This window comes from Allobosea sp. TBD101 (assembly GCF_059817965.1).
The window spans coordinates 4,086,422-4,104,543 of the sequence record NZ_CM187543.1 but is presented as its reverse complement, the minus strand read 5'-3'; the positions used below and the strand labels follow the sequence as shown (position 1 = coordinate 4,104,543).

The 18,122-nt window shown below is 67.6% G+C and carries 20 protein-coding genes; all 20 read left to right on the top strand.

Features of this window, described 5'->3' with window-relative positions:
* The first annotated feature begins 1 nt into the window (after position 1).
* The 20 genes from AC6RIC_RS19945 to AC6RIC_RS19850 all read left to right on the top strand — a co-directional run bounded on the left by AC6RIC_RS19945 (position 2) and on the right by AC6RIC_RS19850 (position 18,076).
* On the top strand, positions 2 to 571 hold the full coding sequence (locus AC6RIC_RS19945; RefSeq protein ID WP_499733627.1) for a phage protein Gp27 family protein: 570 nt from the start codon (positions 2 to 4) through the stop codon (positions 569 to 571).
* Positions 568 to 2,268, top strand: a complete 1,701-nt coding sequence (locus AC6RIC_RS19940; RefSeq protein ID WP_499733626.1) for a hypothetical protein — start codon at positions 568 to 570, stop codon at positions 2,266 to 2,268. Before AC6RIC_RS19945 ends, AC6RIC_RS19940 begins: the two co-directional genes overlap by 4 nt.
* A complete protein-coding gene (locus tag AC6RIC_RS19935; protein ID WP_499733625.1) occupies positions 2,268 to 3,920 on the top strand; it encodes a DUF935 domain-containing protein in 1,653 nt (550 codons plus the stop codon). The genes AC6RIC_RS19940 and AC6RIC_RS19935 overlap by 1 nt, the downstream gene beginning before the upstream one ends.
* Before the next feature lie 132 nt (positions 3,921 to 4,052).
* Entirely contained in the window at positions 4,053 to 5,438 is a 1,386-nt protein-coding gene (locus AC6RIC_RS19930) for a phage minor head protein (protein ID WP_499733624.1), read from the top strand.
* 16 nt (positions 5,439 to 5,454) lie between these two features.
* Complete coding sequence (locus tag AC6RIC_RS19925) at positions 5,455 to 5,583, top strand: hypothetical protein (RefSeq protein WP_499733623.1); 129 nt, start codon at positions 5,455 to 5,457, stop codon at positions 5,581 to 5,583.
* Between the two features lie 9 nt (positions 5,584 to 5,592).
* Complete coding sequence (locus AC6RIC_RS19920; RefSeq protein ID WP_499733622.1) at positions 5,593 to 6,132, top strand: phage virion morphogenesis protein; 540 nt, start codon at positions 5,593 to 5,595, stop codon at positions 6,130 to 6,132.
* Between the two features lie 67 nt (positions 6,133 to 6,199).
* On the top strand, positions 6,200 to 7,300 hold the full coding sequence (locus tag AC6RIC_RS19915) for a phage protease (protein ID WP_499733621.1): 1,101 nt from the start codon (positions 6,200 to 6,202) through the stop codon (positions 7,298 to 7,300).
* A 35-nt stretch (positions 7,301 to 7,335) separates the two neighbouring features.
* Positions 7,336 to 7,749 (top strand): hypothetical protein, encoded by a 414-nt coding sequence (locus tag AC6RIC_RS19910; protein ID WP_499733620.1) that lies wholly within the window; start codon positions 7,336 to 7,338, stop codon positions 7,747 to 7,749.
* Positions 7,750 to 7,779: 30 nt separating this feature from the next.
* Positions 7,780 to 8,679, top strand: coding sequence for a Mu-like prophage major head subunit gpT family protein (locus AC6RIC_RS19905; RefSeq protein WP_499733619.1), 900 nt, complete (start codon positions 7,780 to 7,782; stop codon positions 8,677 to 8,679).
* Positions 8,680 to 8,753: 74 nt separating this feature from the next.
* On the top strand, positions 8,754 to 9,014 hold the full coding sequence (locus AC6RIC_RS19900; RefSeq protein WP_499733618.1) for an HI1506-related protein: 261 nt from the start codon (positions 8,754 to 8,756) through the stop codon (positions 9,012 to 9,014).
* A gap of 170 nt (positions 9,015 to 9,184) precedes the next feature.
* A complete protein-coding gene (locus AC6RIC_RS19895; protein WP_499733617.1) occupies positions 9,185 to 9,610 on the top strand; it encodes a gp436 family protein in 426 nt (141 codons plus the stop codon).
* Entirely contained in the window at positions 9,607 to 10,182 is a 576-nt protein-coding gene (locus AC6RIC_RS19890; RefSeq protein WP_499733616.1) for a hypothetical protein, read from the top strand. The genes AC6RIC_RS19895 and AC6RIC_RS19890 overlap by 4 nt, the downstream gene beginning before the upstream one ends.
* The gene (locus tag AC6RIC_RS19885; RefSeq protein ID WP_499733615.1) at positions 10,179 to 10,430 is read left to right on the top strand and encodes a DUF2635 domain-containing protein; all 252 of its coding nucleotides are present in this window, start codon (positions 10,179 to 10,181) and stop codon (positions 10,428 to 10,430) included. The genes AC6RIC_RS19890 and AC6RIC_RS19885 overlap by 4 nt, the downstream gene beginning before the upstream one ends.
* Positions 10,431 to 10,442: 12 nt before the next feature.
* A complete protein-coding gene (locus AC6RIC_RS19880) occupies positions 10,443 to 11,903 on the top strand; it encodes a phage tail sheath subtilisin-like domain-containing protein (protein WP_499733614.1) in 1,461 nt (486 codons plus the stop codon).
* Between the two features lie 47 nt (positions 11,904 to 11,950).
* Positions 11,951 to 12,313: a phage tail tube protein gene (locus AC6RIC_RS19875; RefSeq protein ID WP_499733613.1), complete on the top strand. Its 363-nt coding sequence runs from the start codon at positions 11,951 to 11,953 to the stop codon at positions 12,311 to 12,313.
* A complete protein-coding gene (locus AC6RIC_RS19870) occupies positions 12,310 to 12,723 on the top strand; it encodes a hypothetical protein (RefSeq protein ID WP_499733612.1) in 414 nt (137 codons plus the stop codon). The genes AC6RIC_RS19875 and AC6RIC_RS19870 overlap by 4 nt, the downstream gene beginning before the upstream one ends.
* A 161-nt stretch (positions 12,724 to 12,884) precedes the next feature.
* Positions 12,885 to 14,906 carry a phage tail tape measure protein gene (locus AC6RIC_RS19865; RefSeq protein ID WP_499733611.1) on the top strand — a complete coding sequence of 674 codons (2,022 nt, stop codon included), beginning with the start codon at positions 12,885 to 12,887 and terminating at the stop codon, positions 14,904 to 14,906.
* 26 nt (positions 14,907 to 14,932) lie between these two features.
* A complete protein-coding gene (locus AC6RIC_RS19860) occupies positions 14,933 to 16,270 on the top strand; it encodes a DNA circularization N-terminal domain-containing protein (RefSeq protein WP_499733610.1) in 1,338 nt (445 codons plus the stop codon).
* A complete protein-coding gene (locus AC6RIC_RS19855; protein ID WP_499733609.1) occupies positions 16,267 to 17,511 on the top strand; it encodes a phage baseplate assembly protein in 1,245 nt (414 codons plus the stop codon). Before AC6RIC_RS19860 ends, AC6RIC_RS19855 begins: the two co-directional genes overlap by 4 nt.
* A gap of 7 nt (positions 17,512 to 17,518) precedes the next feature.
* A complete protein-coding gene (locus AC6RIC_RS19850; RefSeq protein ID WP_499733608.1) occupies positions 17,519 to 18,076 on the top strand; it encodes a phage baseplate assembly protein domain-containing protein in 558 nt (185 codons plus the stop codon).
* Positions 18,077 to 18,122: the final 46 nt, after the last annotated feature.

Genomic DNA, 18,122 nt, shown 5'->3' with positions numbered 1-18,122 from the left:
CATGGCCGGCATCCGCAACCGGCTCGCCTCCATGGACCTGGTGCCCGACGAAGCCCAGGACGATATCGTCTGGGCGATCGGCGAGCTCAACCAGCGCCAGCGTACCCAGGCGGATATCCTCTTCGAGCTCAACGACCGGCTGGCGACCAAGGGCGTCGACCCGATCAGCTCCTCGGCCTTCAACCGCAAGGCGGTGAAGCTGCGCGCCGTGCAGATCCGGCTCGACGAAGCCCGGCACATCTTCACCGGCATCGCCGACCAGTTCACGCCGGAGAAGGTCGACGACAACAACATCGTGCTCGGCGAATTCATCAAGATGCTCGTCTTCGAGCTCACCCAGGCCGATGCCGCCCAGCGCTCGCCGAAGGAGGCGATGGAGCTCGCCCGCGCCTTCCACGACACGGTGAAGGGTCAGGCCATGTCCTCGGTCCGGCGCGGCAAGCTCCAGGATGAGTATCGGCAGAAAACGGCAGCCGCCTTCAGCGCCGTCGCCAAGAAAGCCGGTCTGTCGAAGGAGCGCGTGACCGAGCTGCGCGATGAGTTCCTCAACCTGGCGGACAAGCCGAAATGAGCGCGCTGCCGCAAGCCGAAGAGCTCGCGATCGGCCGCGCGATCACGAAGGAGGAATGGGAGCGGCTCCGCAAGGAATCGCTTTATGGCCTCCCGCCCGAGCTCCAGGAGCTGCCGCGCTCCGAGCTTCTTCTGGAGTACCAGAAGCGCTCGATCCGCGAGCGCCTCCTTCACGAGGTCACCTTCATCGAGAAGAGCCGCCGCACCGGCCTCACCTGGGCCTTCGCGTCGGATGCGGTCCTGGTCTCGGCGGCCGAGCATGCCGCCGGCGGCATGGACACCTTCTATATCGGCTACAATCTGGAGATGGCGCAGGAGTTCATCGACGTCTGCGGCATGTGGGCGAAGCTGTTCTCGAAAGCCGCGGTCGAAAGCGGCGAGTTCCTGTTCGAGGATTACAACCCCGCGACCGACGAAACCCGCCAGATCAAGGCCTTTCGGATCCGCTTCGCCTCCGGCTACGAGATCGTGGCCCTGCCGTCGCGCCCGCGCTCGCTGCGCGGCAAGCAGGGCTATGTCATCGTCGACGAGGCCGCCTTCCATGACGATCTCGCCGAGCTGCTGAAGGCGGCCATGGCGCTGCTGATCTGGGGCGGCATGGTCGTGGTGATCTCGACCCATGACGGCGAGATGAATCCCTTCAACCAGTATGTGAAGGACATCCGCTCCGGCGCCTTCGACTACGGCCTGGTCCGCATCGACTTCGACGACGCGTTGCGCGACGGGCTCTATCAGCGGATCTGCCAGCGCAAGGGCGAGGCCTGGACGCCGGAGGGCGAGGCCACCTGGCGCGACGGCATCATCCGCCACTACGGCGCCGGCGCCGACGAGGAGCTCTTCTGCATCCCGTCCGAGGGCTCGGGCGTCTGGCTGCTTCCGGCGGTCGTCGAGGCCAACATGAAGGCCGAGGCGAAGGTGCTGCGCTGGGAGATGCCCAGTTCCTTCGCGGCCGAGCCGAAGCACCTGCGGCGCTCGGCGGCCGAGGCCTGGCTGGCGGCGGTCGTCGAGCCGGAGCTGCATCGCCTCCTGCCGGACTGCCAGAGTTTCCTCGGCCAGGATTTCGGCCGCATCGGCGACCTCTCGCTGATCTGGCCGGTGCAGATGACGAAGAGCATGCACCGGCATTGCCCGTTCACGATCGAGCTCCGGAACATCCCCTTCGACGAACAGGAGTTCGTGCTGTGGTGGCTGATCGACCGGTTGCCGCGCTTCGCCGGCGCCGCCCTCGATGCCGGCGGCAATGGCGCGGCCCATGCCGAGCGCACCGCCCAGAAATACGGGATGGAGCGGATCGCCCAGGTCAAGTTCACCGTCGACTGGTATCGCGAGAACATGCCGCCGATGAAGGCGACGCTGGAAGCCGGCGGCATGGACATCCCGAAGGACCACGAGACTGGCAACGACTTCCGGTTGGTCAAGATGATCGACGGTGTCGCCCGCGTGCCGAAGGCCCGTACGACCGAGAAGGGCGAAGGCGCCGCGGACGGCAAGAAGCGGACCCGCCACGGTGACGCGGCGATCGCGGCGGCGCTGGCGCATTTCGCCTCGCTGATGGTGATCATCTCCTACAGCTACCAGGCGGTCGCCGGCTCCAGCCCGGTGGCGCTCGACGGCCCGCGTGGCATGGGCGCCGGCCGCCACCATGACGATGATGAACCGCGCAGCACGCTGTTGCCGCGCCTGCGCAGGAGCCTGTGATGGCCCGGGTGTCCAAGCTGCTGGGGCCGGACGGCCGGCCGATCGACTACGAGGACATGTTCGGCCCGCCCAAGGCCGGCCCGACGCTCACCGGCGTCCGCACGCCGGTCTCCGGCCATCCGGCCGATGGCCTGACGCCGACGCGGCTGGCCTCGATCCATCGCGCCGCCGCGACCGGAAACCCGCTCGCCTGGCTGGAGCTCGCTGAGGACATCGAGGAGCGCGACCCGCATTATCTGGCTGTGCTCGGCACGCGCCGCCGGCAGGTCTCCCAGCTCCCGATCACGATCGAGGCGGCGAGCGACGATGGCGAGTATGTCCGCCATGCCGATTTCCTGCGCGAATGGCTGAAGGAGGGCGTGCTTGAGCTCGCGCTGTTCGACATGCTGGACGCTATCGGCAAGGGCTTCTCGGTCCTGGAGATCGAGTGGGAATCGACGCCGGAGGCCGTTCTGCCCAAGCGCCTCGACTGGCGGCCGCAGCGCTGGTTCGATTTCGACCTGGTCGACGGCGAGACCGTGGTGCTGGCCGAGGGCGTCACCCGCGAGCCGCTCTCGCCGCATAAGTTCATCGTCCACAAGCACAGGGCCAAGAGCGGCCTGACGATCCGGTCCGGCCTCGCCCGCGTTGTCTCCTGGTCGTGGATGTTCAAGGCGTTCACGGTGAAGGACTGGGCGACCTTCGCGCAAAACTACGGCATGCCGACGCGGGTCGGCAAGTTCGACCGGGCGGCGTCGGACGCGGACAAGGAGGTGCTCTGGCGTGCCGTCGCCAACATCGCCGGCGACTGCGCCGCGATCATCCCGAAGGAGATGGAGATCGAGTTCGTCTCGGTCGACAAGGGCACGGGCACGCCCGGTCAGCTCTTCGAGCGGAAGGCTGACTGGCACGACAGGCAGGTCTCGAAGGCGGTCCTGGGCCAGACTACGACCACGGATGCGGTCTCCGGCGGCCATGCCGTCTCGCAGGAACATCGTCTGGTCCAGGAGGATATCGAGCGCGCCGACGCCAAGCTCTGCTCGGCCTCGCTGACGGTGCAGCTCGTGCCGCTGATCATCGCCCTGAACTTCGGCCCGCAGGCGAAATACCCGCGGGTCAACATCGGCCGGCCCGATGAAGTGCCGTTGAACGATGTCGTCAACGCGCTCGACAAGCTCGGCCCGCAAGGTCTCACGGTCGAGGCGAGCGAGCTGCGCGACCGGCTCGGCTTCTCGGATCCGGCCAAGCCCCGGAAGGACGGCAAGGCCGCCGAGCTCATCGGCGGCCGGCCGCCGCCGCCACCCGCTCCGGATCCCGCCCTCGACAAGCTCGGCGCCCTGCCGCCGCCGGCGGGCAAGCCCGCGTCGCTCGACACGCTGCGCCATATCGTCTCCCGCCACGCCAGCGCCCCGGAGCCGGACCTGGTCGAGAAGCTGACCGAGCAGCTCGTCGAGGATGCGGCCGGCGCCATGGCCGGTCTCACGGCCGAGATCCGCGCCCAGTTCGACGCCGCTACCGACATGCAGGATCTCGCGCAGCGCCTGGCGCTGATGCAGCTCGATCCGAAGGCGCTTGCCGAGGCGATGGGGCGCGGCCTGGCGCTGGCGAACATGGCGGGACGCGCCGCGCTCCTGGAGGAGATCGGAGGCAATCCCGGTGACCGTCTCGGCTGAAGGGGTGACCCGGCACCGCCAATGGCCCGCCTATCGCCCGCAGGTGCTTCAATTTCAGTTTCAAAAAATTCTGCCTCGCTCGGGAGCCGCGGCGGCTCGCGGCCGTCCTGAGCCATTTATGGGGCTCGCCCCTTGACCGGCTTCAGCACGACCTCTGCCGCGCTCGATCTGCCCTTCGAGGAGGCGATCGCGTTCTTGCAGCAGAAGGCCAGCGTCACGTCCACGGGCTGGACCGACGTCTGGCAGAAGGCGAACGCGAAAAGCTTCACGGTGGCCGGCGCGACGACCGATGCGCTGGTCGCCGATTTCCGCGCGGAGATCCTGAAGGCGCTTGAGCAAGGCACCACGCTCCAGGATTTCCGCGGCCGCTTCGGCGAGATCGTCCGCAAGCATGGCTGGGAGCACACCGGCCGCCCGGGTTGGCGCTCACGGGTCATCTACGAAACCAACCTGTCGATGGCCTATTCGGCCGGGCGCTATGTGCAGCAGACCGAGCCCGAGACGCTGCTGGCCTTCCCGTACTGGCAATATGTGCATAGCGGCGCCCGCCACCCCCGCAAGCAGCACCTGGCCTGGAACGGCACCGTGCTGCGGGCCGACGATCCGTTCTGGGACTGGGCCTATCCGCCGAATGGCTGGGGCTGCGGCTGCCGCGTTCGCCCGGTCAGTGAAGCCGGTTTGAAGCGGCAGGGGCGCACCGGCGTCGACCAGGCGCCGGAACGCATTCCGATGCAGATGGTCTCGAAGAAGACCGGCGAGGTGCTGAAAGGCTCGGAAGGCGTCGATTTTGGCTTCGACTACAACCCGGGCAAGACCTGGAAGGAAAGCCCGCCGGCGGCCGTGCGCGGACTGGCGCCGCAGCCGGGGTCAGTGCCCTCGGCGCCGCCGATGCGGTTCGATGCGCCGCCGATGCCGCGCAACCCGATCGAGCTCGCCGAGGCCGATCGCAGCATGACCGGCGCTTATGCCGACTGGGCCGCGAAGCTAACGCCGGCCCAGCGCAGCTCGCTCGCCGATTACAAGGGCTCCGGCTACCGCGACATGAACCGCCATCTCCGCGGCGGGGCCGGCACGACGCCAACCTACATCGTCGACCAGGTCCGTCATCTCGACGCCGCCCTGGCGCAGGCGGCGGCCCCGCGTGACATGCGCCTGGCGCGCGGCCTCGGCCGGGACGATCCGCTGCGCAATCTCAAGCCGGGCCGCAGCTTCCAATACCGCCAGTTCTCCTCGTTCTCACTGCAGGAGGAGATCGCCACCGCCTTCGGCAAGGGCGATCCCGCGGTGGTTGTTGAGGCCCGGGTCCCGAAAGGCTATAGTGGCATCGCCTATGTGCATACGGTGCCCGTGGTAAAGCACCATGAGTACGAGTTCATCTTCCGGCCAGGCACCCGCTTCCGGGTGATGGACCGGACCGAAACCGCGAATGAGGTCAGGATCGTTGTTGAACCGATCGCCGAACCAGGACGTCGAGCGCGCCTCGCTCCTCGCCGAGCTCGTCAAGGTGACGGGCCGTGAGGACCTGCCCGCGCTCATGTCCGGCGAGACGATCGAGACGATCCGCGATCACCTCGAAAGCCGGCGCCAGGCCGAAGCCGACATTCGCCGCCACGGCCGCCTCGGCGCGGCCTGGACCGACGACAGGGCCGTCGTCGAAGACTGAGATCTCCGCATGAGCGGGATCCAGCTCATCACCCGCATGGACGTTTCCCAGGCGCAGAGCGCCTTCGGCCGCCTTGCCATGGCGGTTTCCGATACGACGCCGATCATGCGGGCGATCGGCACCGGCCTGGTCACCTCGACGCAGGATCGCATGGACGATGGCGTCGGTCCGGATGGCGGAGCCTGGGCTTCGCTCAATCCGACCTATGCCGCCGGCAAGAAGGGGCCGGGCATCCTGCGCGAGGCCGGCATGCGCGGCGGCTTGCAGGGCTCGATCACCTTCAATGCCGGCCGCGACCAGGTCGCGGTCGGTTCGAACAAGATCTATGCCGCGATCCACCAGGAGGGCGGCGTCATCACGCCCAAGGGCTCCGGCCGGCTCGTCTTCCGCCTCGGCAACCGCGTCGTGCATGCCCGCTCGGTCACGATCCCGGCGCGGCCCTATCTCGGCATCAGCCGCGACGATCGGGAGATGATCGTCGACGTCGTCACCGGCGCCCTTGATCGCGCCATCGGTTCCGGGTCATCATCCCCGACGCGCATCCGCTGATCCGCCCGCAGCAGGCCCCGAATTCGGGGCCTGTTTCGTTATAGGCGCCGCCGCCAGATTGGCGGGGATGACGACGTTCGTTTCCTCCCTTCACTTCCAGATCCCGGCGGCAGCCGGTGTGCCCGAATGGGTTCACCTGATGCCCGCCGGGTCTTTTTCCGGTGAGGACGGACGTGGGCCTTTCACACTCCAGGATGCCGAGAATGTAATCCGCAATTCCATGGCCGCCGGCCGCCTCGCGATCGACGAGAACCACGCGATCGACCTCGCCGGCCCGAAGGGGCAGCCGGCGCCGGCGCGCGGCTGGATTGTCGAGTTGCAGGCTCGGTCGGATGGGATTTGGGGCCGCGTCGAATGGACCGGCACCGGCACTGTCCTGATGCAGGACAAAGCCTATCGCGGCATCTCGCCGGTGTTCTCGGCGCTGAAGGATGGCGGCCGCGTGGTGCGCCTTCTCAGGGCGTCTCTGACCAACACCCCCAACCTGACCCTGACCACTCTTCATTCCCGGAGCGATTCCATGGATTTCATCGCCAAGCTGCGCCAGGCGCTCGGCCTTCCTGCCGATGCTGCCGAGGACACGATGCTGACCTCGGTCTCGGCGCATGCGCTCGCCGGCTCCACCCTGGGCAAAGTCACGACCGCGCTCGGCCTCGCTGCCGACGCCAAGTCCGACGACATCGTAGCCGGCGCCACTGCCAAGGCTGCGGATGCGGGCAAGCTCGCGGCCATTTCGGCTCACTGCAAGGCGGCCGGCCTGGATCTCGACAAGCTCACCCCGACCGAGCTGCAGACCCAGCTCATGTCGCGCAACGGCTCCGAGGCCGAATTGCGCCAGACCGTGATCTCGCTGCAGTCGCAGCTCACCGCGCTCTCGGCCGACCAGGCGAAGGAGAAGGCGACCACCTTCATCGACAGCGCGATCGCGGCCGGCAAGCCGATCAAACCGATGCGCGACCACTACATTTCGCGCCACCAGAAGGACGCCGCGGCCGTCGAGGCCGAGGTCAATGCGCTCGTCTCGATCAATTCCGGCGGCATCGTCAACCCGCCGAAGCCGGCGGACGGCGCGTTGAGCGCCGATGAGGCGGCCGTCGCCCAGATGATGGGCATCGACCCCAAGGAATTCCTCAAGAGCAAGGCGGAGCTGGAGACGGCCTCGCTCTGAGGCCTCTCGATCGCTGCCGAACGGAGCACTGACCGATGACCGCACTGACCGCCGACCGCAACACCCCGATCCGCCAGCCCGAGCTGCTCGAACGCCCGGCCGCCGCGGCGAAGAAGTATTTCGCCGGCGCGCTCGTCGCGCTCGATGCCAACGGCCGGCTCGTTCCGGGTGCGGTCGCGACCACGCTGAAGGCGATCGGCCGCTGCGAAGCCTTCGTCGACAACTCGGCCGGCGCCGATGACGCCGTCACGGTCAAGGCGCGTCGCGGCAACTTCCGCTGGGCGAATTCCTCGGCCGGGGACGCGATCACCGCCGCCGATATCGGCTCGGATTGCTACATCGTCGACGATCAGACGGTGGCGAAGACCAATGGCACCAACACCCGCTCGGTCGCCGGCAAGATCACGGATGTCGACGCGCTCGGCGTCTGGGTCCGCTCCGGCCTCTGACGGCCGTCTTCCTTCACAGAGGCCAGCTCCATGCAGATCAACCAGCAATCGATCCGAACCTTGAACATCGGCTTCAACGCCGCGTTCAAAACCGGCCAGGACGGCCAGGCGGCCTCCCAGTTCGACAAGATCGCCACCACGGTTCCCTCGACCACGCGCGAGCAGGACTACGGCTGGCTCGGCAAGATGCCGAATGTCCGGGAATGGCTGGGCGATCGCGTCGTCCACAACATCAGCCAGGGCGGCTACTCGATCCGCAACAAGTCCTACGAGCTGACGATCTCCGTCAGCCGCGACGATATCGAGGACGACAATATCGGCATCTACACGCCGATGTTTACCGAGCTCGGCGCGTCCTCCGGATCGCATTACGACCAGCTCTGCTTCGGCCTCCTGAAGGCCGGCTTCAGCACGGCCTGCTACGACAAGCAGTATTTCTTCGACACCGACCATCCGGTGATCGCCGAGGACGGCCAGACCATCCTCTCGGTCGCCAACACCGATGGCGGCTCGGGCTCGCCCTGGTTCCTGATCGACGACACCCGCGTGCTGAAGCCGATCATCCTGCAGAAGCGCAAGGCCTGGAACCTCGTCAGCATGGACAAGGAGACCGACAAGAACGTCTTCGACAAGAAGGAGTTCGTGTACGGCACCGACGCCCGGCACAATGTCGGTTTCGGCTTCTGGCAGTTCGCCTGGGGCTCGAAGCAGACGCTCGACGCCGCGCATTACGAGACCGCGCGTTCCGCGCTCTCATCGATGAAGGGCGATCATGGCCGTCCGCTCGGCGTGAAGCCCCGTCTGCTCCTCGTTCCGCCGAATCTCGAAGGCGCGGCGAACCGGCTCATCAACAACGACCATCTGCCGAACGGCGCCACCAACGAGTGGAAGGGCACCGCCACGGTCATGGTCTGCCCCTGGCTCGCCTGATCGGCGCGGCGCCTTCTCACGAGCCGCCGGCGGCGCCGGCGGTTCCAGAGAGAGCGTTCACCTGGAGAGTTTCGATGTCCGACGAAGAGAAGGCGGCCGAGGCCGAAGCGGCCAAGAGCGTGCCGGAGATCCGCATCATCAATCGCGCCCATGAGGGCTTTCGCCGCGGCGGCATCGCCCATCCGGCGGATGCCCGCTATCCGGCCACGGACTTCACGGCCGAGCAGCTCCTCGCCTTCGACGCCGAGCCCATGCTGACCGTGATCCTCCCGCCCGAGGGCGAAGCGGCGCTTGCGGACCTGAAGGAGCGCGTGACGCGCAAGGCCAGGCGCTAGCCCGGAATTCCGAGCGAAAGGCTCCGAGGGCAACGGCATCCAAGCGCCTCGTATGGCCCGGATGTGTCGGGAGAGCTGAGTAGGCGTCTGCCGGCGCGAACCCGGCGGCTGTAGGGGACTGCTTCCCCCGAGGCGGTGAGAAGCCGCCACCAGTTTTAACGGGGATCCCGATGGCCTACGCCACCGTCCAGGACATGATCGGCCGCTTCGGCGAGACGGAGATGCTGCGGCTCTCCTCCGTCGATGGCGAGCTGCCGGAGACGGTGAACGAAGCGCCGGTGGAGCAGGCAATCGCCGATGCGGACGGCATCATCGATAGCTATTTGCGCAAGCGCTATCTCGTGCCGCTGGCGCTCGCGCCGCAGGTCATCACCCGCGCCTCGTGCATCCTCGCTCGCTACGACCTCTGCGTCGGCGGCGATCGGGAGCCGGCCGACCAGGTCAAGAACGACCGCAAGGACATCGTCGCCTGGCTGACGCAGATCGCGGCCGGCACCGTCACGCTCGACGGCGTCGCGCCCTCCCAGCCCAGCAGCGTCGGACGGACACAGGACCGCGAGCGCATGTTCGGCCGTTTCGGGGAGCGCGGGCTGTGAGCGCCGTCGATCCGATCAGCGCCTCCTTCACCGCGATCGAGGCGCGGCTGCGCACCGTCTTCCTGCCCAAGGTCTGGGATTTCCACATCGTCCCCGATCCGATGAACATCACCGAGTTCAAGGCGATCGTCCGCAAGACGCCGGGTCTGGCGCTCGGCTGGCGCCAGTTCAATCCCACCGATCAGAAGGTCGGCCGCCGCTTCCAGGGCGCGCTCGGTCTGCGTCTCACTGTCCTGGTAAAGAACCCGAACAAGGGGAAGCCACGCTTCCTAGGCGATAGCGCCGGCCCTGGCCTGTTTCCGGCCATGACCGGGGCGATGATGCTGCTCAACGGCTTCACCGTGCCGGATCTCGGTACATTTTCAATCACCGCGGCCGCCCAGGCTTATGCCGAGGGATATGACGACCACGACATCGCGATCGCCACGCTCGACATCGCCTCGACCGTCGTCATCGGCGACATCGAGGGCGATCTCGCCGCCGCTCCGGAATTCCTTCGCATGCTTTCCGCCTTCGAGCCCTGGCCGGAGGGCCAGGACCCGGACGCGATCACTGACGTGAGGCAGCCATGACCGACGCCCGCAAGTACCTGAAGGCAGCCGAGGGCCGCACCGTGCGCCGCGAGGACGGCACGCCCTGGCCGGAGGCCGGCGACTGGGCCGAGCTCTCGCTGTTCGTCCGACGGCGGATCGAGGACCGCGACCTGGTCGAGGCGGAGCCGCCGGCGGCCGTCGAGGTCGACGCTCCCGCGCCCGCTGGAGACCCGCCTCCGCCGCCGCTCGCTCCCGAGGGCTCCAAGCCCGCGAAGCCGTCGAAGTAAGGACCCGTCGCGATGATCAACCTCAACGAGATCCCGTATGACTGGCGCGTTCCCGGCACCTATGTCGAGGCGCGCCCGAACTACCGGAACATGGGCCTGGTCGCCTTCCCGACGCGCGTCGTCGCCTTCGTCCAGAAGCTGGCGGCGGGCTCGGCCGTCGCAGGTCAGCTCTACGAAATCACCCGGCCGGAGGATGCGACGGTGCTGTTCGGCGCCGGCTCGATCGGCCAGGACGTGGTCGCGGCCTTCAAGCAGGTGAACAAGACGACGCGCTTCTACGCGATCGCGCTGGCCGATAACGGCGCCGGCGTGAAGGCGACGAAGACCATGACCTTCACCGGCTCCGGCGCCGGCACGATCCCGATCTACGTCAAGAACCGCCGCGTCCGCTTCGCTGCGACCGCCGCGATGACGGTGTCGCAGCTCGCCGCCGCCGCGGTTGTCGCGATCAATGCCGATGCCAGCATGCCCGTGGTCGCCACCTCGGCCGCCGGCGTCGTCACGCTCACCGCCAAGCATGCTGGCGAGTGCGGCAACGCCATCGATGTCCGCATGCGCAAGTTCCCCGACGAGATTCTGCCGGGCACGATCGCGGTCGCGATCGCCGCCGGCGTCGCCGGCTCCGGCAATCCGGACGTGACCACGCTGCTCACGGCGATCGCCAACGAGTGGTTCACCGATTTCATCATGCCCTGGGACGATGCCGCCAATCTCGCGGCGCTGACCGCCGAGCTCGCGGCGCGCTTCCAGGCGATGGGCAAGAAGGACGGCCATGCCTATGTCGGCCATGCCGGCACCTATGGCCAGCTCGGGACGAAGGGCGCGCTGACCAACTCGCCCTATCTCTCGCCGATCGGCGCCAAGAACGCGATGTCGGCGCCCTGGGAATGGGCGGCCGCGCTCGCCGGCATCGGCTCGTTCCACCTGACCAACGACCCGGCCCGCCAGTTGCGCTCGCTCCCGCTCACCGGCATCGCCGGGCCGGATTCGATCGACTGCTTCACCGAGACCGAGCGCGACCTCCTGCTGCGCCAGGGCATCTCGACCTGGACGCGCCTGGCGGACGGCACGATCGTGCTGGAGCGGGTCATCACGGCCTACAAGACGACGACGCTCGGCGCGCCGGACACCGCCTATCTCGACATCATGGTCCCGAAGACCCTGACGCGGATCCGCTACGACTGGGCGACCTATGTCACGCTGCTCTATCCACGCCACAAGCTCGCCGACGACGACAGCCCGGCCGCCAACAACAACGACGCGGTGGTGACGCCGCGCCGGATGGCCGGCTCCTGGGCGACGCGCTGCAAGCTCTATGAGCGCCAGGCCTGGATCGAGGACGTCAACCGCACCGTCTCGGAAAGCGTCTTCGAGCGCGACGAGACCGACAAGAACCGCCTGAACGCCCAGCAGCAGATCCGCATCATCGGCAACCTGATGGTGCTTGCCGCGGCGCTCGAATTCCAGGTCTGACCGGCCGTCTGAACCGGCGCTTCAACGCGCCTTGAAAGGAACATCCGATGGCGCAGACGCTCGGCATCATCGACATCGTCTGGAAGGGCCGGAACGTCCCGGTCGAGAAGGGTGCCAAGCTGAAGCTAGGCGGCCTGAAGAACAACGCTGTGGTGTACGGCCGCAAGGTCGGCCGCGCCCAGGAATACGAGGGCTCGGAGATCGAGGCGACGACCGCGCTGGAGCGCGGCCAGCGCATGAAGGATCTCTACACCTCCGAGGAAGGCGAGCTGCAGGTCATCTGCGATACCGGGCAGACCTATGTCTGGCCGGACGCCTTCCTGACCGACAATCGCGAAATGACCGGCGGCGAGGGCGGAAAGGTCGCCTTGAAATGGGCCGCCGGTGACTACGAAGAGGTGCTCGCGTGAAGCCGGAATCCAATACCGCCCTCGTGATCGAGGATGCCGAGGACGCCGGCGCTCCCGTCGCCGGCGTCGTCGTGGATGACGATGCCGCCGAGGCGAAGAAGGCGACCCTGCCGGAGCGCGCCGTCCGGAACGACGACGGCACGATCACGCTGCCGCTGATCAAGCCGGTGATGCTGACCATCAAGAACGCCGGCGGCCAGCGCGAGGAAACCTACTCAGCGCTGACCTTCCGCGAGATGACCGGCCTGAACCTGCGCATGATCGCCATGGCTCCGCCGGAGAAGCAGACCGTGGTCGCGCTCGCCCAAGCGACCGGCATCAAGCAGCACCGCATGGACCCGCTTTTCGACAACATGCTTGCAAGGGACGTCACGGCCGCAGCTGCCGTGATCTCGTTTCTGCAGGAGTGAGTGGCCGGACGACTGGCACCTCATCATCGGCAGCGTCGCCCGCTATTACGGCGGCGGCTTCGACAAGGCCGAGCGACTGACGCTTCGCGAGCTCCGCTGGCAGTTCAACATCGCCGCCGAGCTCGAACGTCAGGCGGCGGAGGCCGCGAAGGGATAGGGCGATGGCCGATCCGAACATGAAGGTCTCGGTCCTCGTCCAGCTCGTCGACCGGCTGACGGCGCCTCTCCGCGGCCTCACCCGCGGGATCTCGGCCACCGCCACGGCGGTCGGCAATCTCGGCCGCAAGATCGGCGTCATCGGCGGCGCGCTTGCCGCGTTGTCGTTCGCCGCGCCGATCCAGCAGGCCGCGGCTTGGGATGCCCAGCTGCGCGACATTGCGATCACCGCCGGCAAAACCGGTGCGGCAGCTGAGACCATGATCGGAGATCTGTCGAAGCAGTACCAGAAGCTCGCATTCGATACCGGCCAGACCTCGATGGATGTTGCCAAAGGCGCGAAGACGCTGATCTCGGCGGGCATGAACTCAACCCTGATCGACAAGCTGATGCCGACCATCGCAAAAGTTGCGACCGCTACCGGCGCCACGATCGAGGACACGGCGAAGACGGCATTCTCGCTGAGCGAATCGTTGAAAGTGCCGGCGGATCAGATGGAGGCGATGCTGGGCAAACTCGTTGTTGCCGGTAAGCTCGGGCGGTTCGAGTTTGCGAACATGGCGCGCGAATTCCCAGAGCTCTCGGCTCAGATGGCCAAGTTCGGCGTCACCGGCGCCGAGGCTGTCGAAACGCTCGGCGCCAGTCTGCAGATCGCCATGCTCGGGACGGCCGATCCCAGCCAGGCCGCTACGAACCTCAACAACTTCCTCACGAAGATCAACGCGCCCGAGGCGATCAAGAAGTTCGAGAAGGAGCTGAAGGTCGATGTCACCGGCGTCATGACGAACGCCGCGGCGAAGGGCATCAACCCGATCGAAGCCGTCCTTCAGAAGATGATGGATAAGCTGAAGCCGCAGCAGGCCGAGATCGACAAGATCATGAAGAAGGCCGGAGTCAACGACAAGGAACGCGAAAAGCAGATCCGAACGCTGCTCGAAGGCACGAAGGTCGGCAAGCTCTACGCCGACATGCAGGTGCTCGGGTTCCTGCTGCCCTTCATGCAGGCCGTCGACAAATACAAGGACTTCAAGCGCCAGCTTAAGGAAGCGGGAACCGACGTCATCATCGACGACTTCGCCACCCGCATGAAGGGGCTTGAGCCTCAACTCAAGCAGTTTGGAGTGCTGACCGGGTCTCTTGCCAACAGGATTGGCTTGGCCTTCGCATCGAACCTGCCCACGGCAATCAAATGGCTGCAGCAACTCCTCCACTGGATCGATCAGATCGACAAGAAATGGCCCGGTCTGATCAATGGCGTGTTGTCCTGGACGGGGGCGCTTCTCGCGCTCGGTGCTGCTATCGCAGTTCTTACGCCGGTCGTCAGCGCGCTGGCCGCCGTATTGGCGTTGCTCCTCTCGCCGATCGGCCTCATCATCATCGGCCTCGCGGCGCTGGCCGCCGGCGCGCTCTATGTCTGGCAGAACTGGTCGACGATCGGTCCGCAGCTCGCCCAGATCTGGACCAACGTCGCCGAGGCCATCACGAGTTGGCCTGCCCGCGCCTGGACCGCGATGGTCGAATTCGGCGCGATGATCTCCCGGGCCGGATCCCAGGCAGGCCAGCAGCTCGTCGATGCATTGATGAAGGTCGACCTTCTTTCGGTCGGGTCGTACCTGGCCAAGGCCTTGGTTGATGGCTTCGCTCGCGGGATCGACGCGCTCATCGCATTGTGTGCCGGTCTCCCGGGACGGATCATCTCGGCTATCGGCAGCATCGATCTCTCGAAGATCATCAAGCTTCCCTCTTGGCTTGGCGGCGGAGCGACCCCGGGCACGCCCGGCGGCTCCGGCGTCGACCCGATGGGCAACCCGACCGGCACGATCACGCCTGGCTCGGCGCCGGGCGGCATCGGCGGCTCGGCCGGCTTCACCCGCACCGCCGGCGGCCCGGCCGCCAACAGCAACACCAATGTCGGCGGCCGCATCGTCGTCGAGGCAGCCGAGGGCTCGCGCATCGTCAATGTCCAGTCGGAGAACCCGGCCGTGCCGATCACGCCGAACCGCGGCAGCATGCTGGGGAGAGCTTAAGTGAAAGTCCTGGCGGGGCCTGCCTGATGGCGCTCTTCGACGATGTCGACGGCCTGCTGCCCGGGTTGATGCCGGCGGCCTGGCGCGGCCAGCGCTTCTGGGTGATCAACGCCCAGCATTCGGTCGGCCGCCGCATTCACCAGGTGCTGTTTCCCGGGCTCGACCTGAAGACCCATGACGATACCGGCCCGCTCGATGGGCCGATCCGGATCTCCGGTCTCGTCATCGGCGACGACTATGTCGCCCAGGCGCAGGCCCTGCACGCCGCCTTCCGGGCGCCGGGCCCGGCGACCCTGATCCATCCCTGGCGCGGGCCGATCCGCTGCGTCCTGTTGCGCCCGGCCTCGATCGAATTCGACGTCTCGGAGCTGCGCGTCGCCCGCATCGATGCCGAATTCGATCCGGTCACGGCCGGCGCCGGCTTCCTCGCCACGCTCGGCCCGTTGTTGGCGGCGGCCGGCGGCCTGGCCGGGGCCGCCGTCTCGCTGGCTCGCCTGGCGCTCTCGGCCTCGCCCCTTGCCGCCGCGACCTATGCGCTGGCGGTCGGCGCGAGCTCGTCGGCGATCGCGATCGCCGCCGGCTGGGCCGGCCAGGCGCAGCGGGCCGCCTCGCTCCTGCCGGCCATCGCCACGGCCGAGGCGGCGATCGCAGCCGGCGTTGCCTTGTCCTCGCGGATCGAGACGGCATCGGCCTTAGCCGCGGCGCCCGCCGCCCTGTTTGCCGGCCTCTCGGTCGCGTATCGGCCGCAGCCGGCCAGCGGTATCGGCCCCGGCCCGGAGGCGCTCGCCCCGCCGGCGGCGGATCCGCGCGCCGGCGCCACGCTCCTGATGGCGATCGCCAGCGATATCGGCCGGCGCCTGCGCCCGGCCGAGGAGGTGCCGCTGATCGGCCTGGCGCCGGTGCCTCTCACGGAATTGCCGACCGCCGCCCCGCAGCGCGCCGTCCTGGTCGCGGCCGAATCCGGCGCGCTGGCGGAGGCTGCCCGCCTCGTCGTTCAAATCCCCTTCAACTCCCGTCAGGACGCGCAAGTCGTCACCGCGATGCTCGACGATCGCCTGCGCCGCTGCCAGCGCAGTGCGGCCGAGCTCGCCGGCAGCCAGGTCGCGCCGGCGGCAGCCCTGTGGCGCGCGCTCGGCGAATTGCGCAGTCGGCTTGCCATGGATCTGTCGGAAGCGATCGGCCGCTTGCCCTCGGTCGAGCGCGTCGAGGTGCCGCCCGGCCAGGCCTCGGCGCTGCTGCTGGCGCAGCACCTCGCCGGCGACGATCCCGCCGCCGTCATCGCCTTCGCCACCGATATCGTCCGGCGCAATCGCCTGCGCCATCCGGCCCTGCTCGGCCCCGGCCCGATCGAGGTGCTCCGGTGATCCAGATCGAGCCGACCCGCCGGATCACGCTCTCGATCGACGGGCAGGAATTCAGCCAGTTCGTCCGCGCCGATCTCTGCCATGACCTCTCCGAGCTCTCGGCTTCGTTCGAACTCACCTGTCGCGATGAATTGCGGGCGATGCAGGCCTGGGACTACGCCGCCGCGGTCGATGCCACCGGCCTGATCGACTGGGGCAAGAAGGTCACGATCTCGATCGACGGCGAGGTCTGGCTGATCGGCTGGATTGACGATGTCATGCCCGACGCCTCGGTCGGCCAGTCTGCCACCGTCATCACCGGCCGGGACGTGACCGGCGACCTGGTAGACTGCCCGCCGGATCCGCGCGGCAAGCACGAGTATCGCGACATCACGCTGACCGAGCTGGCCGAGAAGCTCTGCGCGCCCTTCGGCATCAAGGTCCGCTGCGACACGGACGTCTCGCCCAAATTCGACAAATGCACCGTGGAAGCGGGCGAGACGGTCCTCTCCATCCTGTCGAAATACGCCAAGCAGCGCGGCGTCCTGATCACCACCGATCGCGTGGGCACGCTCGTCATCACCCGCTCCGGCCAGGAGCGAGCCGCCAGCGAGATCCGCTTCCCCGGAAACGTCACGCGGCTGCGCGGCTCCTTCTCGGCCCGGGAGCGCTTCAGCGACTATTTCGTCAAGGGGCAGAGCGAGAAGAACGGCGGCCGCCGGGCCAAGACGGCGGCGCTCGACGCCTCGGCCGAGCCACTCGAGGAGGCCCCTACGCAGCCGGCGCCGGCGAGCGACGATCCGCAGGACCAGCCGGAAGGCGCCGGAACGGCCGTCATGGGCCATGCCCGGGATCCCGAGGTGACGCGCTGGCGGCCCTTCATCGCCATGGCCCGGACCAAGGCCACGGCCCTCGATGCCCAGCGCCAGGCCGAATGGGAGATGCGGACGCGCCGCGGCAAGGGCGACAAGGAGGATTATTCCTGGCCGGATTTCCAGGCCGCCGGCGGGCTGTGGAAGCCCAACACCATCGCCGCCGTCATGGACGCCTATTCCAACATAGACCGCGACATGCTCGTCGCCGGTATCCGCGTCGCCTATGGCGATCGCGGCCATCAGACCAAGCTGCGCATGACCGGGCCGGAGGCTTACGACCTTCTGCCTGAGAACGACCGCCGCGCCGATCGCGGCACTGGCAAGTCCAAGGGCAAGGCGAGCTCCGCCAAGGGCGGCAAGCTCGACGGCACCGCAAACCCGCTGTGAGGCACCCATGGATGTGAAGGAGATCGTCCATGCCTTCCGCGGCATCGTCGCCCGGGCGAAGGTGCGCTCGACCAATGACAAAGGCGGCAGCCAGACCGCGAGCGTCACCACGCATCGCCATGTCGACCGCACCGATGTCGAGGTCGCCCAGCCCTTCGGCCTGGTCTCGCGGGCGCCCGCCGGCGGACTGATGATCGTCTTTGCGGTCGGCGGCGACCAGGGCGATCTCGTCGGCTTGCCGGTCGCGGCCGCCGGCTCCCGCCTCGGCAATCTCGCCGAGGGCGAAGCAGCCCTGCACAACCTCAAGGGCGACCGCGTCCATATCAAAGCCGACGGGACGATCGAGCTCCTGACCACGAAGAAGGTCTTCGTGAAGGTCAAGGACACCACGGTGGAGGTGACGGAGGACCGCGTCGTCGCCAAGGTCGGGACCGATTCCCGCACCGTCGTCCGGCCGACCTACAGCAAGATCCGCAAGGGTGACCATTACGTGTTGGTCGACAATGCCGGCGTCTGGTGCTCGATCCCGCCCGTGGTCGGTCCGGATCCCGAACCGGACGTCTGAGGCCCCGAGTTCGGGGCCTGCCCAGGCCCGCGCGCGCGCGTCACTT

Bases quoted from the DNA above. Each gene is read 5' to 3' on its own strand.
- AC6RIC_RS19945 (WP_499733627.1), top strand. From the start codon at position 2: ATGGCCGGCATCCGCAACCGGCTCGCCTCCATGGACCTGGTGCCCGAC.
- AC6RIC_RS19940 (WP_499733626.1), top strand. From the start codon at position 568: ATGAGCGCGCTGCCGCAAGCCGAAGAGCTCGCGATCGGCCGCGCGATC.
- AC6RIC_RS19935 (WP_499733625.1), top strand. From the start codon at position 2,268: ATGGCCCGGGTGTCCAAGCTGCTGGGGCCGGACGGCCGGCCGATCGAC.
- AC6RIC_RS19925 (WP_499733623.1), top strand. From the start codon at position 5,455: ATGTCCGGCGAGACGATCGAGACGATCCGCGATCACCTCGAAAGCCGG.
- AC6RIC_RS19920 (WP_499733622.1), top strand. From the start codon at position 5,593: ATGAGCGGGATCCAGCTCATCACCCGCATGGACGTTTCCCAGGCGCAG.
- AC6RIC_RS19915 (WP_499733621.1), top strand. From the start codon at position 6,200: ATGACGACGTTCGTTTCCTCCCTTCACTTCCAGATCCCGGCGGCAGCC.
- AC6RIC_RS19910 (WP_499733620.1), top strand. From the start codon at position 7,336: ATGACCGCACTGACCGCCGACCGCAACACCCCGATCCGCCAGCCCGAG.
- AC6RIC_RS19905 (WP_499733619.1), top strand. From the start codon at position 7,780: ATGCAGATCAACCAGCAATCGATCCGAACCTTGAACATCGGCTTCAAC.
- AC6RIC_RS19900 (WP_499733618.1), top strand. From the start codon at position 8,754: ATGTCCGACGAAGAGAAGGCGGCCGAGGCCGAAGCGGCCAAGAGCGTG.
- AC6RIC_RS19895 (WP_499733617.1), top strand. From the start codon at position 9,185: ATGGCCTACGCCACCGTCCAGGACATGATCGGCCGCTTCGGCGAGACG.
- AC6RIC_RS19885 (WP_499733615.1), top strand. From the start codon at position 10,179: ATGACCGACGCCCGCAAGTACCTGAAGGCAGCCGAGGGCCGCACCGTG.
- AC6RIC_RS19880 (WP_499733614.1), top strand. From the start codon at position 10,443: ATGATCAACCTCAACGAGATCCCGTATGACTGGCGCGTTCCCGGCACC.
- AC6RIC_RS19875 (WP_499733613.1), top strand. From the start codon at position 11,951: ATGGCGCAGACGCTCGGCATCATCGACATCGTCTGGAAGGGCCGGAAC.
- AC6RIC_RS19865 (WP_499733611.1), top strand. From the start codon at position 12,885: ATGGCCGATCCGAACATGAAGGTCTCGGTCCTCGTCCAGCTCGTCGAC.
- AC6RIC_RS19860 (WP_499733610.1), top strand. From the start codon at position 14,933: ATGGCGCTCTTCGACGATGTCGACGGCCTGCTGCCCGGGTTGATGCCG.
- AC6RIC_RS19850 (WP_499733608.1), top strand. From the start codon at position 17,519: ATGGATGTGAAGGAGATCGTCCATGCCTTCCGCGGCATCGTCGCCCGG.